This is a genomic window from uncultured Microbacterium sp., assembly GCF_963524805.1.
GTDB lineage: Bacteria > Actinomycetota > Actinomycetes > Actinomycetales > Microbacteriaceae > Microbacterium.
In genome coordinates this window covers 109,380-123,792 of sequence record NZ_CAURGG010000006.1, presented here as the reverse complement: position 1 = coordinate 123,792, position 14,413 = coordinate 109,380, and the positions used below count along the sequence as shown (strand labels likewise).

At 69.3% G+C, this 14,413-nt stretch carries 12 protein-coding genes; 3 read left to right on the top strand and 9 right to left on the bottom strand.

Translation table 11 applies throughout. The annotated features are described in order from the left end of the window. Positions 1 to 2 precede the first annotated feature (2 nt). The 4 genes from RWQ91_RS12575 to manA all read right to left on the bottom strand — a co-directional run bounded on the left by RWQ91_RS12575 (position 3) and on the right by manA (position 5,983). Positions 3 to 1,421 carry a DUF5719 family protein gene (locus RWQ91_RS12575; RefSeq protein WP_314506529.1) on the bottom strand — a complete coding sequence of 473 codons (1,419 nt, stop codon included), beginning with the start codon at positions 1,419 to 1,421 and terminating at the stop codon, positions 3 to 5. Next, on the bottom strand, positions 1,418 to 4,264 hold the full coding sequence (locus RWQ91_RS12570) for a glycosyltransferase (RefSeq protein WP_314506528.1): 2,847 nt from the start codon (positions 4,262 to 4,264) through the stop codon (positions 1,418 to 1,420). Before RWQ91_RS12570 ends, RWQ91_RS12575 begins: the two co-directional genes overlap by 4 nt. A 105-nt stretch (positions 4,265 to 4,369) precedes the next feature. Then, the gene (locus tag RWQ91_RS12565) at positions 4,370 to 4,690 is read right to left on the bottom strand and encodes a WhiB family transcriptional regulator (RefSeq protein WP_091705126.1); all 321 of its coding nucleotides are present in this window, start codon (positions 4,688 to 4,690) and stop codon (positions 4,370 to 4,372) included. A 114-nt stretch (positions 4,691 to 4,804) separates the two neighbouring features. Next, positions 4,805 to 5,983 carry a mannose-6-phosphate isomerase, class I gene (gene manA / locus RWQ91_RS12560; protein ID WP_314506525.1) on the bottom strand — a complete coding sequence of 393 codons (1,179 nt, stop codon included), beginning with the start codon at positions 5,981 to 5,983 and terminating at the stop codon, positions 4,805 to 4,807. 42 nt (positions 5,984 to 6,025) lie between these two features. On the opposite strand from manA, the gene RWQ91_RS12555 reads away from it, so the two are divergent. From RWQ91_RS12555 to RWQ91_RS12545, 3 genes are read left to right on the top strand one after another with little or no spacing between them, the layout of a single operon-like run. After that, the gene (locus tag RWQ91_RS12555) at positions 6,026 to 7,429 is read left to right on the top strand and encodes an O-antigen ligase family protein (protein WP_314506522.1); all 1,404 of its coding nucleotides are present in this window, start codon (positions 6,026 to 6,028) and stop codon (positions 7,427 to 7,429) included. Next, the gene (locus tag RWQ91_RS12550; protein WP_314506520.1) at positions 7,426 to 8,760 is read left to right on the top strand and encodes an O-antigen ligase family protein; all 1,335 of its coding nucleotides are present in this window, start codon (positions 7,426 to 7,428) and stop codon (positions 8,758 to 8,760) included. The genes RWQ91_RS12555 and RWQ91_RS12550 overlap by 4 nt, the downstream gene beginning before the upstream one ends. Before the next feature lie 39 nt (positions 8,761 to 8,799). Next, positions 8,800 to 9,786, top strand: a complete 987-nt coding sequence (locus tag RWQ91_RS12545; RefSeq protein WP_314506516.1) for a glycosyltransferase family 2 protein — start codon at positions 8,800 to 8,802, stop codon at positions 9,784 to 9,786. On the opposite strand, the gene RWQ91_RS12540 is transcribed toward RWQ91_RS12545, so the two are convergent. The 5 genes from RWQ91_RS12540 to RWQ91_RS12520 all read right to left on the bottom strand — a co-directional run bounded on the left by RWQ91_RS12540 (position 9,771) and on the right by RWQ91_RS12520 (position 14,272). Beyond that, the gene (locus RWQ91_RS12540) at positions 9,771 to 10,511 is read right to left on the bottom strand and encodes an ABC transporter ATP-binding protein (protein ID WP_314506513.1); all 741 of its coding nucleotides are present in this window, start codon (positions 10,509 to 10,511) and stop codon (positions 9,771 to 9,773) included. The genes RWQ91_RS12545 and RWQ91_RS12540 overlap by 16 nt on opposite strands. Next, a complete protein-coding gene (locus RWQ91_RS12535) occupies positions 10,511 to 11,299 on the bottom strand; it encodes an ABC transporter permease (protein ID WP_314506511.1) in 789 nt (262 codons plus the stop codon). The genes RWQ91_RS12540 and RWQ91_RS12535 overlap by 1 nt, the downstream gene beginning before the upstream one ends. Before the next feature lie 10 nt (positions 11,300 to 11,309). After that, positions 11,310 to 12,533: an L-2-hydroxyglutarate oxidase gene (gene lhgO, locus RWQ91_RS12530; RefSeq protein ID WP_314506509.1), complete on the bottom strand. Its 1,224-nt coding sequence runs from the start codon at positions 12,531 to 12,533 to the stop codon at positions 11,310 to 11,312. Positions 12,534 to 12,606: 73 nt separating this feature from the next. After that, a complete protein-coding gene (locus tag RWQ91_RS12525; RefSeq protein ID WP_314506506.1) occupies positions 12,607 to 13,293 on the bottom strand; it encodes a UDP-N-acetylglucosamine acyltransferase in 687 nt (228 codons plus the stop codon). After that, positions 13,286 to 14,272: a lysylphosphatidylglycerol synthase domain-containing protein gene (locus tag RWQ91_RS12520; protein ID WP_314506503.1), complete on the bottom strand. Its 987-nt coding sequence runs from the start codon at positions 14,270 to 14,272 to the stop codon at positions 13,286 to 13,288. Before RWQ91_RS12520 ends, RWQ91_RS12525 begins: the two co-directional genes overlap by 8 nt. Between the last annotated feature and the right edge of the window lie 141 nt (positions 14,273 to 14,413).

The window sequence follows — 14,413 nt, the reverse complement described above, 5'->3', positions numbered from 1 at the left end:
GCTCAGGGGTAGACCGTGATGCGCTGAGCCGCGGCGTCCGAAGACCACACCGGGAATCCGGCGAGCGCGCCGTCACCGGACTGCGAGACCATGGCGCGGATGCCGTCACCGCCGGCATCCAGCAGGTACACGGTTCGCGACGTCAGCCGCACAGCCTCGCCCGCGCCGGGCGCGACCGTCACCTCGTCGCTGGAGGTTCCGTCGACGGCGCTCACCGTGACCGTGATCGGCTGATCGGTCGGATTGGACAGCGCGAGGATCGGCTCGGGCCCTGCCGGTGCCGCGAACAGGCTGGGCGAGGTGACGGGCGGCGCGGCGGCGTACCAGGCGAAATCCGCGCCCTCGCCGAAGCCGGTGGTCTGCCAGACGGCGGCCAGCACCTCAGCGCCCGCCGACACGTCCACGGTGTACTGGCCGGCCGCCAGACCCGGCAGCTCGACCTCGGTGGGAATGCCCGCCCCGAGCGGCACCGTGGTCGGGGCAGACGCCACGACCGCCGCACCGACGGGCGTCGTGGTGATCGTCGCTGTGGTGTCGGCGTTCGGCGAGAGAAGCCGCACGACCGTGGATGCACCCGGCGTGGCGTCGGCGCCCGGGTTCTGCGTGACCGTGACTCCCGGGATGATCTGACGCTCACCGGCCACGGGGATCGCCCCGATCTGATCGATTCCGCCGGGGACCAGCGTGCGCGTGATGCTCGCCTGCAAGGCCGCCTGCACCGGCGCCCCGGTGGCCGTGACGCGGATGACCGGGCTCTCCTCTCCCAGGATCAGTCCGGCCAGCGGCACGACGATCTGCGCGCCGGGTGCCACCGTCAGCTCTTCGCCGCCCGCGGGCACCTGGGCGCCCGCCGCGCCGTACGTCGTGAGCTGCACGGACGCCGGAACGGAGCCCGGGTTGGCCAGCAGCACCACGTCGGCCGCGCCGGTGGCCGCCGATCCGCCCACGAGCCAGGACTCCATGAGTGGCGGTCGGCAGGCGGACGCCGCGAAGCCACGCAGGTCGTCGGCCGAGACGGTGGCGGACCCGGATGCCGCGACGTCCGTGCGCGCTCCCCCGGCGGGCTGCGCCACGACGGCGGTCGCGGGTGCGGTCGCATCGGCGGCAGGAGATGACAGCGCCTGCTCGCTCGGAGGGGCCTCGTCCAGGCCGACGCCGGTCGTGATGCTCTGCGGCGCCGCGGTGACGATGCGTCCGGCATCCGCCGCCTCACGACCGAGGGCGAGCAGACCGCCGGTGCACACCAGCACGCTGGCCGAGGGCGCAGGAGTCGCGGCGACGGCGACCGGTTCGCGGGCCACGACCGGCCAGGGCACCGAGACCGCGGTGACCACGGCGATGACGAAGGCCACGGCGACCAAGGTGCCGGCGAGCAGGCGCGCACTCGTGGTCGCCCAGCGGAAGACGCGGCGATCGCTCATCTGCCCTCCTGCCAGTGGGGCCCGACGACGCGGGGCGTGCGGCGCGCCTGGCGCCGCGAGGCCGCCGTCGGCACGGCGAGCAGCACGGCCACCGCGACGGCGATCAGCTCGGCGAGGGCGATCGCCCGCGCAAGATCGTGGACGGATGCCGAGGCGGCGGCTCGCGCCTCGACCGGCTGCGTGACCCGCCAGAGCGCGCCCTTCTCGGTCTCGCCCACCGCATCCAGTCCGTCGCGCTGATTCAGCGCGGTCTCCGCCGCCAGCCGGAAGCCGCGGGCGACCTCGGATTCGGGCTCGGCGGCGGGAGCGAGCAGGATGAAGCTCACGCCGTCGGCGGCGAGGGCGCCGATCACGTCTTCCGCGGCCGAGGTGACGAGGTTGGCGGTGAGCGTGGCCACCTCCTCGTCCGCCGCGCTCTGCGTCGCGCGGCTCGAGATGATCGTCGCCTGACCGTCGAGGGTCTCACTGCCGCCCCAGACGATGCGCGACGAGACTCCGCCGGCGTTCTGGGGGGTCATGATGATGGTGCCCACGTTCGGGTCGTCCCGGCCGGCGGCGTCGACGTATGCGGGCAGCGTGCTGGCGGGGCCGTTGGTCAGCAACGCCGTGCCGCGGGCCATCGAGGTGAGTGCGGGAACGGCCAGGATCAGCAGGCAGACCATCACCGCCGCCGCCGAGAGCGCCCGGACGGCCGCGAGGCGCGGGGCGAGGCCGACATCCAGGGCGGCCAGAGCCCCACCCAGCGCGCCGAGCCATGCGAGGCTCAGGCCCGCGCCGGGCCACAGCGCGACCGACAGCGATTCGGCGAAGGCGACGGAGATCCCCACCGCGGCGAAGGCCGTGGCCAGGCCCAGCGCGGCGACCACCAGCAGGGCGATGCCTGCCGCCCACCGCTGCGTGAGCGGCGCCGCCAGGGCGAGGATGGCGACCGGCGCCGCGAGCAGCGGCACCCACCACGTGGGCAGGTCAGGCACGAAGCCGGCCCAGCCGACGAGATCAGGAGTGGGGATGCCGGCAGCCAGCAGTGCGCGGCCGGCCGCATCCGCGGCCACCTGCGCGCCGGACCACGTCATGCCCGGATCGGCCAGCAGACCCCATGCGTTGCCTGCACGCAGCTGGTACCAGACGACCGGCGCCGCGAAGAGCGCAGCCGGCACCGCCGTCCACACGAGACGGGCGACCCCGCGCCCCTGACGCAGGACGATCGTGAGGACGATCGCACCGACGAGGATCACGACCAGCGCCGGCGCGAGCGACGGAGCGCAGGCGATCACCGCTGCCAGCAGCAGCGACGCGGCCCCCGACGCCACCCACGAGCGCTGGGCGACCGCGCCGGCGTAGAAGAGCCACGGCAGGAGCAGGTGCGCGAGCACCGCACTGGGCCTGCCCTGCGTGAGCGCCGCGAGGAAGGTGGGCGCCAGCGCCCATCCGGCGCCGCCCGCGAAGCGCAGCAGCGACCTGTCGGTCACGCGCGTGGCGGCGAACCACCCGCCGAGCGCCGCGAGCGGCAGCGCCGCCAGCCACAGCACGACCAGCGCGCGCGACGGCTCGAGCGGCCAGAGCGACCCGAGCACGGCGAGCACCGCCGCGAACGGATCGGGCGGACCGATCGTGTCCAGGCCCGACGCCCGCAGGCCGTACACCGCCGCGCTCCACAGCTGCGCGGCATCCGTCGCCAGTGGCTGCAATCCGCCGCCCCCGAGCACCGCCCAGGCAGCCAGAGCCGGGAAAGCGGCGATCGACAGTACGAGGGCGCCGAGCACCAGCCAGGCGCCGCCGCCGGTGAAGAAGCGCAGTTCCCCGCGGCGCACCGGCGCGGCGGAGTCGGCGTCATCGTCCAGATGTTCGCGCAGCGCCCGTTGCGACACCCGAAGCGGAGCGATCTGCGCCCACGATGCGGTGCGGGCGCTGCGGATGCGCGCGCGCGAACGCGCGATCGACGGCAGGCGCACCATCGAGAAGATGGCCGCTCCCCATTCGGGCAGAACGAGCCCGGGCTGCTTGCGCACGATCTGCAGGACCGTCCGCCAGAGCGCGACGGGCAGGATCGCCAGCCAGAGGAACGGAACAGCCGCCGGACGCGCATAGGCCAGACGGCGGTGGAGCTGGGCGGTACGAGACGCGAATGCGCGCCGGCGCTTCCGGGCGGGGGTCCTCGCCGCCGGCAGCCCCGCCACCCCGTCTCCGGCGACGGCGACCAGCGCCGTGGGGACCAGCAGCACGCGCGAGCCGGCAAGCCGGGAGCGCACTCCGAGGTCGAGGCCTTCGTCCGCCCCCGCGAGCGCCCGGTCGATGCCCCCGAGGGCACGCCATGCCTCTGTGCGGGCCAGGACGCCGCGGATGTCCGACCCGAGCACGTCCTCGCGGGCATCGTGCTGTCCCTGATCGAGTTCGGCATCGGCGAGGCCGACGGTGCGGCCGAACACCGTCATGCTGACCCCGAGGGAGACGATCTCGGTGCGGTCGTCCCAGCGGACCAGCTTGGGCGCGACGAAGGCGACGGAGGGGCCGAGCTCGAGCGCCCCGACCAGACGCGCGAGCGCCTCGGGCTCGGGAGCGGTGTCCTGAGCCAGGATCCAGACCGCATCCCCCGACACCCGCAGCGTCGCCATCGCCGTCGCGGCGGCGAAGCTCGTGGATGCCGGAGCGCTGATCACCGACTCGGCGCTGGATGCCGCCGCCACGCCGGCGACACCCTCGTCGTCGCCGCACACCACGATCGTCAGAGCATCGACCCTGACGGTCTGCTCGGCCAGCCCCGCGAGCGTGCGCCGCAGATGGTGTGCGGCGGGCGTGCGCCCGTCGGGGCGCACGACGAGGATGGCGTGGACTCGGGCGGGCATGACCTGGTCAGCCTACGTGCGAGGCCCGGCGGCGACCCGGCGCACGCGCCGCGGATCGCCGGAACGGGCCGCGACGCCCCGCGCAGCCGAGATCGCGCGGACGCGTCAGCTCGCGCGACGCTTGAGTTTCCGACGCTCGCGCTCGCTGAGGCCGCCCCAGATCCCGAATCGCTCATCATTCTGCAGGGCGTATTCGAGGCATTCGCCACGGACATCGCACGTCGTGCAGATCTTCTTCGCGTCCCGTGTGGAGCCGCCCTTCTCTGGGAAGAACGCCTCCGGATCTGTCTGTGCGCACAGCGCATCGGTCTGCCACCCGAGCGGATTGCCGTCTTCCCCCTCAAGAGGACGGCGCACCCCCGGAACCCCGAGCTGGACCGGATCGACGAACCAATTGTCGGGAACGCCTGAACGGTAACCCGTCATCTCGTTCTCCCACCTTCTCACCCCCACGCTGGTTCGCGTGTACGAGTAATTACACCGGTGTAGTTCGCCGCGGTCAAGTCGCAGATCGTAAAGCCTCACCCCGCGCTTGAACGTTTACGACGCGCCGTCGGCGTGTCGCGCTCCGGGCTGGGCGATGTAGAGCTCACCCTCGCCTGTGATGACCATCCGCTGCTCGTCCGGGGTCACCACGACCGCCTGCCCCGGGGTCATTCGCTCGCCCGCGCGGCTCTTCGCGCCGTCCACGACGACTTCACCACCGGTCGCCAGCGCGATCGCCGTTCCGTCCAGACCCACCGCGACCTCCTCGCCGGGCGCGACGGCGACGCGTGTGAGCGCGAAATCGGGTACATCCGGCGCGAATCGCCGAACCCCGTCGCGCTCGTGCGGCCGCAGCACCGGAGCCGGCCCGGGGGTGGGATCGAGGACCCTGATCAGCTCCGCGACGTCGATGTGCTTCGGAGTGAGCCCCCCGCGCAGGACGTTGTCGCTCGCGGCCATGATCTCCACGCCGAGTCCCGACTGGTAGGCGTGCAGCACGCCCGCCGGCACGAACAGCCCCTCCCCGCGCCGCAGCACGACGAGGTTCATCAGAAGGGCGACGCCGATGCCGCGGTCGCCGGGGAAGTCGGCCGCGAGTCGACGGACCAGATCCAGTTCGGCGGAGAATTTCTCGGATGCCGCGTCCTGGGCGGCCGCGACGATCCCTGCGATCGCGGCCGTGGAGTCCCCCGCGAGCAGCCACTCGACGGTGTCGCGGACCGCGGCGGCGGCATCCCTCCCGCTCAATCGCTCGGCGACCGCCGCGCCGCCGTCTCCGAGGAGGGCCAGAAGCCGGCGCGTCGCGTCGAGCTCGCGCACCCCGGCGAGCGCGGTGAAGGTCTCGCTCAGCGCGACGATCAGCTCCGGCTTGTGGTTGCGGTCCCGGTACGTGCGCTCCGGAGCGTCCCGGGGGATGCCGGCGGCGTCCTCCGTCGCGAACGCCTCGACGGCCTCCTCGCGCGACGGATGCACCTGGATCGAGAGCGAGGATGCCGCCGCCAGCAGCTTCATCAGGTACGGCAGGTGCTCGGGGGCCCCCGTGCCGGCGGCATCCTCCGCGAGCCACGCTCCCAGCGTGCGTCCGTCGGTCACGTGCGAGGGACTGCCGGGGTGGTCACCGAACCACACCTCCGCCTCCGGGCGGCCCGACGGAACACGGTGCTCGAGATCGGCGATGAGGGTCGTGGACCCCCACGCGTAGTCCTGCGGAGTGTTCGTCACAGTCACGAGCATGCCTCCAGCGTAGAGGGACGCACCCGGTACCCTGATGGGACGATGGCCGTCCACACCAAGCACCCCGCGTCGGCGCCTCCCGCGGCTCCGGCTCGCGAGAAGACGGGCCACCTGATGCTCCGCGCCTGGTGCGTGTTCGTGGTGTTCACGGCGCTGTCCGGCACCGCGTGGATCAACGCGATCGGAGAGCTCCCCACGGCGATCATCACGATCGCCGGTGGTCTGCTGTCGATCGGCCTCTGGTTCGCCGTGCGTCCGCCGGTGCAGTGGCGGCGCCTGCCCTGGTTCACGATCGCCTATGTGGCCTGGGCCGCGCTGTCGATCATCTGGTCGCACTGGCGCGAGGCGACCGCCGTCACGCTGCTGCTGCTGGTCATCACGACGCTGCAGGGACTGTTCATCGGCAGCGTGCTGACATGGCGTGAGCTGGTGCGCACGATCGCTTCGGCCCTCAAGTGGGTCATGGCCCTGTCGCTCGTCTTCGAGCTGTGGGTCTCGGTCTTCATCCGCGGCCCGCTGCTGCCGGGCTTCGTCATTCCTAGCGAGCCCGCCGACGATCCGATCGTCTACTGGTCGCGCGACAACCTGTTCGACGGCGGTCGCATCCAGGGGATCATGGGCAACGCCAACCTGCTGGGCCCGGTGGCCCTGCTGGCGGTCATCGTCTTCTCGATCCGCCTCGCCGCCGGAGCGCCGCGGCGCACGCTGCTCGGAGTGTGGATCGCGCTCTCGGCGTATCTGTTCTACCGCGCCTCGTCGGCGACCGCGTACGTGGCCGCCCTCGCCGTCGCGATCGTCCTGGTCACGGTGCTGCTCATGCGCCGGGCACGCCGACCCGGCGAACGGACGCGCTACTACATCGCGTACGCCGTCATCGGACTCGGCGGAGCCCTCACCTTCTGGCTGCTGCGCGGCCAGATCTTCACGGCACTCGGCCGCAGCGCAGACCTCACCGGCCGCGAGGCCATCTGGGAGAAGGTTCTCGCGCGCGCCGTCGAGCACCCGCTGATCGGCTGGGGGTTCTCCACCCCCTGGGTCACGGGCGATCCCGCCTTCGACGGATGGATCATCGATCACGGCCAGACGGTGATGCAGGCGCACAACATGTGGCTGGATGTCTTCCTCCAACTGGGCCTGGTGGGTGTGTTCCTCATGGGAATGCTGTACCTCGCCTTCATCTGGCGCTCCTGGTTCTTCGCGGTCGACCGGCCGCGGTGGGACCTGCGCGACGACCGCCCCTACTCACCGCTCACTCTGCTGCCGACCCTCGTCGCGGCGATCCTGCTCGTGCAGGGGCTCGCGGAGTCCGGTCCCCTGCTGCTGTGGGGATGGCTGTTCGTGGTCATGCTGGCTTTCAAGATCAAGCAGTCGCCCCACATCGGCGAGGGCGCGTCGGAGATGCGGATCGCGATCGAGCGCGGCGAGCTGACCGCGCGACTGCCGTGACGGAGGTGCCCCGCAGCGCCTCGCCCGGGCGCTGGCTGGGGGGAATGCTGGCCTCGGCCGCCCTCGCTCGGGCATTCACGATCGCGGTGCTCGGAGCTGTCTTCTCGGCCTTCGTGATCGAGCGCGTGGCGGGGCGGGTCACCTACATCTCGATCATCGTCGGGCTGTGCGTGATCGGGGCCGGCATGCTGATAGCGCGACGACGGGAGATCTCGCTCGTCCGGCTCGTGCCGACCACCGTCGTCCTGTTCGTCGGCTGGGCGTTCGCGAGCGTCTTCTGGAGCCAGGACGCCTCGAGCTCGTTCTGGAGCTGGCTGTACACCGCGGGACTGGCTTTCCTGGCCGTCACGATCGGCCACGTCCGCGACACGCTGCAGACCGCGCGCGCCTTGGGCGACGTGATGCGGGTCCTGCTGTCCCTCTCGCTCGCGGTGGAGATCCTGGCCGGCGTGCTGCTGGACATGCCGATCCGCTTTCTGGGCATCCAGGGCAACATCGCCCAGCTGGGGCCGATCCAGGGCATCTTCGGCACCCGCAACCTGCTGGGCTTCGTCGCGGTGATCGCGCTGATCACGTTCCTCATCGAGTACCGGACGCAGTCGGTCCGCGTCGGCGTCTCGGTGTTCTCGGTCGTGCTGGCGGGGGGCCTCGCCGCCCTCAGTGACTCCCCGACCGTCCTGGTGCTCGCCGTCGCCGTCGGGCTCGCGGTCGGCGCCCTGGCGCTCGTGCGCCACGCGAAGCCCAGAGACCGCTCGGCGCTGCAGTGGACGATCGGCGGAACCGTGGTCGCGGGTCTGGCGATCGGCTATGCGGCGCGGCATCCGATCATCGCCCTCCTCGGGGCCGGCTCGGACTTCGCCACCCGGGTTGGTCTGTGGACCACGATGGTGGACTACCTGCGCTCCAAGCCGGTGCAGGGCTGGGGCTGGTTCGGCGCGTGGGATGCGAGCGAATTCCCGTTCAGTGCGATCAACTACGCGCTGCGCACGACCCACGCGAGCGGGTTGAACGCCTACTTCGACGTCCTGCTCCAGCTCGGCTGGATCGGTCTGCTCCTGTTCACGGCGATGGCCGGTGTCGCGCTCGTGCGGTCGTGGCTGGACGCGAGCGAGCGTCGGTCGGTCATCTATGCGTGGACGCCGCTCGTGCTCGTGACGCTCCTGGTCGACTCCATGTTCGAGAGCTTCACGCTCACCGGCTTCGGATGGATGCTGCTCGTGCTGTGCGCCGTGCGCGCCGGGCAGTCGCGGTCGTGGCGTGAGCGGATCGGAGTCGGCGAAGACGACCCGGTGCTGCCCCACGTCCAGGAAGGCCCGAGTGGCTCACGGTAGGATGCTCAGGCCATGCCGAACACAGCCGACAGCCCCCAAATGACGTCGACGACCTCCTTCGACCCCGCCTCCGCAACGATCGCGATCGTGACCTACAACCGGTCAGGACTGCTGACGCGGCTTCTGGAGAGCATCACGCGGATGGACCCGAAGCCCGGGCACGTCGTCGTGATCGACAACGCGTCGGTCGATGACACGACCGAGCTCGTGGCGTCGTTCCGCGAGCGCCTGGGCACCGAGCTGGTCTACCGCCGACTCGAGACCAACACCGGCGGCTCGGGTGGATTCAGCGAAGGCATGCGCGTCGCGTACGAGCTGGGGTCAACGTGGATGTGGCTCATGGATGACGACGTCGAAGTGCTCCCGGACGGACTCGCCCGGATGGGTGCGTGGGCGCCGCGGTTCAAGAGCATTCAGGGCCGGCGCTACGACTACGACGGCAGCGAGTTCTACTGGCAGTACCGGGTCGCCGAGCCCCTCGGCATCCCGATCCCGTTCGCACCCGCCGGCTTCGACGAGTCCGGCTTCAAGCCGATGAACTCGGGATGCTTCGAGGGCATGTTCATCCACCGCGACATCGTCGAGCAGATCGGCCTGCCCGACCCCCGCTTCTTCATCTACTGGGACGACCAGATGTACGGCTGGCTGGCATCCCGGATCACAACGTCGGTCATCGTGAACGAGTTCGTGCTCCGACGCACGCGCGAGATCAAGCAGTGGGACATGGGCATCCGCCACATGAACGCCTCGAGCAACGCATACCGGTACTACATCATGCGCAACCGGGGCCATATGAAGAACTACTACCGCTCGTTGGGCGTGTACAACCCCCTGCTGTTCGGGGTGGGGACGGCGCTGACGTTCGTCAAGGAGCTCGTGCGGCTGCTGGCGGTCGAGCACACCGTGCGCGGCACGTCGAATCTGTTCCGAGGCGTGCGGGACGGCCGGAAGATCGCGCGCGATCGCGCCTGGAAGCCGATGCCCCCGCTGGTGGCCACGGCTCCGGGAGATCAGCCCGCGTTGTAGTCCGCGTTGTAGCGGTCGAGCACGGCTGCGATCGGCGCATCCATCGCGAGCGCGCCCTTGTCGAGGTAGAGGCCTCGCGTGCAGAAGCGGCGCAGATCCTTCTCGTTGTGGCTGACGAAGAACAGCGTGCGTCCGTCGGCCAGCAGTTCATCGATGCGGGTGTAGCACTTCTCGCGGAAGGCCTTGTCCCCCACCGCGAGCACTTCGTCCACCAGGAGGATGGGCTCCTCGAGCTGCGAGACCACGGAGAACGCGAGCCGTACCTTCATGCCGTTGGAGAGGTGCTTGTAGGGCGTGTCCACCGAGTCCTGGAGTTCGGCGAAGTCGATGATGCCGTCGAAGCGTCGGGAGACCTCGGCGCGGGACATGCCGTGCAGGCCCGCAGTGAGGCGGACGTTCTCGCGCACCGTCAGATCCCCCACGAAGCCGCCGGTGATCTCGATGAGCGGCGCGACCCCGCCCTGCACCGTCACCCTGCCCTCATCGGGGAGGAGCACGCCCGCGACGAGCTTGAGCAGCGTCGACTTGCCCTGTCCGTTGCGGCCGACCACACCGATCGACTCGCCGGGCTGAACATCGAACGAGACGTCTCGGAGCGCCCAGAACTCGCCCGGCTTGGACCGCCGTGACGAGTCCGAGAACAGGTCCTTGAAGCTGCGCCGCCCGCGCCGGTTGCGGCGGAAGCGGACGCCGAGGTCGCGAACCTCGATCGCGGGACCGGCCATCACAGTTCCTTCAGCACGGGTCGCTCGAGACGGCGGAAGACCAGGATGCCGAGACCCAGGAAGAGGAGGCTCATCACGGCGCCGACCACGACGCTCAGGGTGTCCCACTGATCCGGGAAGAACCCCACTCGGAAGAGTGTGAAGATCCCCGCGAGCGGATTGAACGCCGCGATCTCGTCGAACGGCGCCGGAAGATCGGAGACACCGTAGATGATCGGCGACGCGTAGAAGAGCGCGCGCAGGATGAGCTTCGTGGTCCGTTCGAGGTCCGAGTACAGCACGCACAGCGGAGCGACGAGCAGGCCCAACCCCACAAGGAGCGCCGTCTGCAGAAGCACCGCCACGGGAAACCACAGGATGCCCCATCCGACCGTTGCGCCGGAGAACACGGCGAACAGCACGAGCACCGGGATCGAGCAGAGGAATTCGACGCCTTTGCTCAGAACGATGCGGTTGACCCAGATCGAGCGCGGAATGCTCGTGGAGCGCACCAACCGCGCGTCCTTGTTGAATGCCCTCGTGAAATCCGACACGGCGGCGTTGAACCAGACCCAGGGCAGCAGTGCCGTGATGAGGAAGACGATGTACGGCTCTTCGCCGACCCCGCGGCCGAAGACCTGCGTGAAGACGAACCAGTAGATCAGGCTCATCACGAGGGGATCGAGGACCGACCACAGGTAGCCGAGCGCGCTGGTGGCGTAACGAACCCGCAGGTCACGTGCGGAGAGGAGCCACAGCGAGTGCAGGTAGCGCCGGGGCGATCCGGGGGCGCCGACGGCGGTCGTCACGCTGATGAGCCTATGCGCGCGGCGCGCGGCCGCTGGCGAGGTAGTGCTCGATGACGTATTCGGCGATCGCGATAGAGGAAGTCGCCGCCGGCGACGGGGCATTGCGGAGCAGCGTGACGGGTCCGACCTGGTCGACGGCGAAGTCGTCGAGGAGTTCGCCGCCCTTGCCCCAAGCCTGCGCGCGAACACCGGCAGCGCTCTTGTATTCCAGATCCGACATGCTCAGCTCGGGAACGAACCGGCGGGCCTTCTGAAAGTAGAGCGGTTTGATCAGCGACCCACTGATCTCATCAACCCCCATCCGCCAGTGCTGCTTCGCGAGCGGCCACGCACCCGGCCACCGCAACGACTCCCACGTGTCCTTCAGCGAGATCTGAAGCCAGGTGTACCCCTCGCGGGAAAGGGCGGGGACCGCATTAGGACCGACGTGAACGTTGTCGTACACGCCGCGCGTGAAATGCACACCCAGGAACGGGAAGCGCGGATCCGGCACTGGGTAGATCATCCCTTTCACCAGACCGGTGCGCTCGGCCTTGAGCTCCCAGTACTCGCCGCGGAACGGAAGGATCTTCGGCGACGGGTCGGCCCCGATGAGCTTCGCCACGCCATCGGACTGCAGCCCGGCGCACGCGATCACCTTGTCGAACAGGTGCTCACCCAGGGGCGTGATAACCCGGACCTTCCCGTTTTCGAGCCGCATCCCGGTCACTTCGCTGTGCAGCAGTATCCGGCCTCCCGCGGCACGCACGTCCTGCGCCATGGCATCGGTGATCGCGGCATAATCGACAGCCGCGGTGTGCGGCGAATGAACCGCAGCGACTCCCGCGACGTGCGGTTCGATCTCACGAAGCCGCGCGACATCGTCGATTCGCGCCAGATCCGGGACGCCGTTCTCGATCGAACGGCGCTCGATCTCGGCGAGGGCACCGAGCTCGGTCTCATCGACGGCGACGACCAGCTTCCCGACCTCGCGATACGGCAGACACTTCTCCTCGCAGAACTCGCGGATCGAGATCCGGCCCGCAGCGCACAGCGTCGCCTTCAGTGAGCCCGGCTTGTAATACAGGCCGGCGTGAACGACACCGGAGTTGTTCCCGGTCTGGTGCTGCGCGAGCCGCGCCTCCTTCTCCAGGACCGTCACCTCACCCGCGCCGGACCGCGCGAGGGATCGCGCCAAGGCGATTCCCACGATCCCGCCGCCGATGATTCCGATCCGCACGGTCGACGCCGCCATGGTCATGCCCTCCCTGTCATGCGAGCCGGCTGTTCCACTACTAGGTCGCGCGGCCGGAAAGACCCCGCCGCTTTCACTGAGGGACCGGCGCGAATGCTCGCGCTACAGCCTCAGGGAGCGTCCAGCGTCCAGCGTGGAAGGGTTCACCGCTCACGTACGAACTGTCACATGCCTCGACAGCGGAATCGGGGACACCGGCGCGCTGCAATCCGACGCGGTTGGCTCCACGAACCCGCGCCGGCGAGCCGAAGACGAGCGAGAACGGTGGGATGTCATGAGTCACGACCGAACTCATTCCGACCATCGCGCCTGCCCCCACCGTTCTGAATTGGTGCACCGTCGCGCCCATGCCGAGGTTCGCGCCGTCCCCCACGGTCACGTGGCCTGCGAGAAGGACGCTCGATGCGAGGGTCACTCGGTCGCCGAGTCTGCCATCGTGCGCCACGTAGACCTGGTTCATGATGAAGCCGTCGTCACCGAGGGTGGTCGTCGCGATGTGGCCCTGATGGATCTGTGCATATTCGCGGATGACATTCCTCGACCCGATCGCTACGCCTGCCGGAGCATCGGCGACGCTCGCGGATCGCGGATGCGCGAACGACCGGATCTCCGGTGGTGCGCCGATCACGACCCCCGCGCCGATCCAGTTGCCGTCGCCGATGGATGTCGGACCGGTGATGACGGCGAACGGTCCGATGTAGTTCCCATCACCGAGGAGGACATCGCCTGCGATGACAGCAGTGGGATGAATCTCATTCACCGTCGGTCCTCTGGTAGTCGTTGGCCACATTGGCCGGCAGTTCTGAGTCCTCAGGAAGCGCTTCCACGTTCACGGAACCCTCGGAAGCGAGGCGCTTTCGCATGATGATGACCGCCAGCACTGCTGCCCCCGCCGCCAAGATGTCGGCGAGGGTGAACATCATGCGCGACACGACGCTCATCGCAGCCGCCTGCGGGATCGTGAGAAGCATGCCCATGGCGCCGATGAGCACGGCTTCGCGAGCACCGAGGCCTGACGGCAGCAGGAACGCAACGAGTCCGACGGTGAATCCGATCGACATCGCGCCGGTCAGAAGAATAAGGGTCCCGATGTCGGGGTCGACGAGTGAGTTCACGAGAACGAAGAGATGGATGCCATAGCAGATGTAGGAAGCCAGCGCGGCGCCCAACGAGCGAAGCACGACCGAGAACGAGACCTCATGATCCAGCGGAGGACGTCGGAAGAGCTTCAGCGTCAACGATGCGAGCCAGGTCATCACCTTCGGATGCAGGCAGATCAGTCCGACCGGCAGCAGGGCGAAGAGCCACAGCAGCTGCGGGTAGTCGTCGATCAGCACGGGTAACGCCAGGGAGCCCAGGATCAGCGAGGCGACAACGCCCACTCCAGCGGCGTAGAGAGCGGTGATGAGAATCCGAGGGCGGGCGACTCCATACTGCCGACCGAGTTCCATCTGCATCACGTAGGACCAGACCGACCCGGGGACGTACTTTCCCAGCTGCCCGACGAGAAGGATCTGCGCTGACCTGAGGATCGGAATCCGATGTCCCAGCCCGTTGAGGATGGCGATCCAGCTGACGGTGCCGAAGCCGAGTCCAAGAGCCACGAAGAAGAAGGACACGATGATCGAAGCCGGAGCGATGAGCTTGATCGCCTGCGAAACCTCATTCCACTGGGAGATCAGATAGTAAGCCGCGAACCCCAGAACCACCGCGAGAAGGACGTAGCGAAGCGTCAGCAATGCCCAGTTTCGCGCGCTTCGAGTAGCAGTGATGACGGGCGCCTTTCAGGGGTGCGGAACGTGGATGAACTCAGACGGGCTGTGGCGGCGTCGCCAGTATGATTGTGAGGTTCACCTTCGGAAGTCAGGTTTGAGTAGGTT

Coding starts and splice junctions, on each gene's coding strand:
- RWQ91_RS12575 (WP_314506529.1), bottom strand. CDS start 1,421: ATGAGCGATCGCCGCGTCTTCCGCTGGGCGACCACGAGTGCGCGCCTG.
- RWQ91_RS12570 (WP_314506528.1), bottom strand. CDS start 4,264: ATGCCCGCCCGAGTCCACGCCATCCTCGTCGTGCGCCCCGACGGGCGC.
- RWQ91_RS12565 (WP_091705126.1), bottom strand. CDS start 4,690: ATGACGGGTTACCGTTCAGGCGTTCCCGACAATTGGTTCGTCGATCCG.
- manA (WP_314506525.1), bottom strand. CDS start 5,983: ATGCTCGTGACTGTGACGAACACTCCGCAGGACTACGCGTGGGGGTCC.
- RWQ91_RS12555 (WP_314506522.1), top strand. CDS start 6,026: ATGGCCGTCCACACCAAGCACCCCGCGTCGGCGCCTCCCGCGGCTCCG.
- RWQ91_RS12545 (WP_314506516.1), top strand. CDS start 8,800: ATGACGTCGACGACCTCCTTCGACCCCGCCTCCGCAACGATCGCGATC.
- RWQ91_RS12540 (WP_314506513.1), bottom strand. CDS start 10,511: ATGGCCGGTCCCGCGATCGAGGTTCGCGACCTCGGCGTCCGCTTCCGC.
- lhgO (WP_314506509.1), bottom strand. CDS start 12,533: ATGGCGGCGTCGACCGTGCGGATCGGAATCATCGGCGGCGGGATCGTG.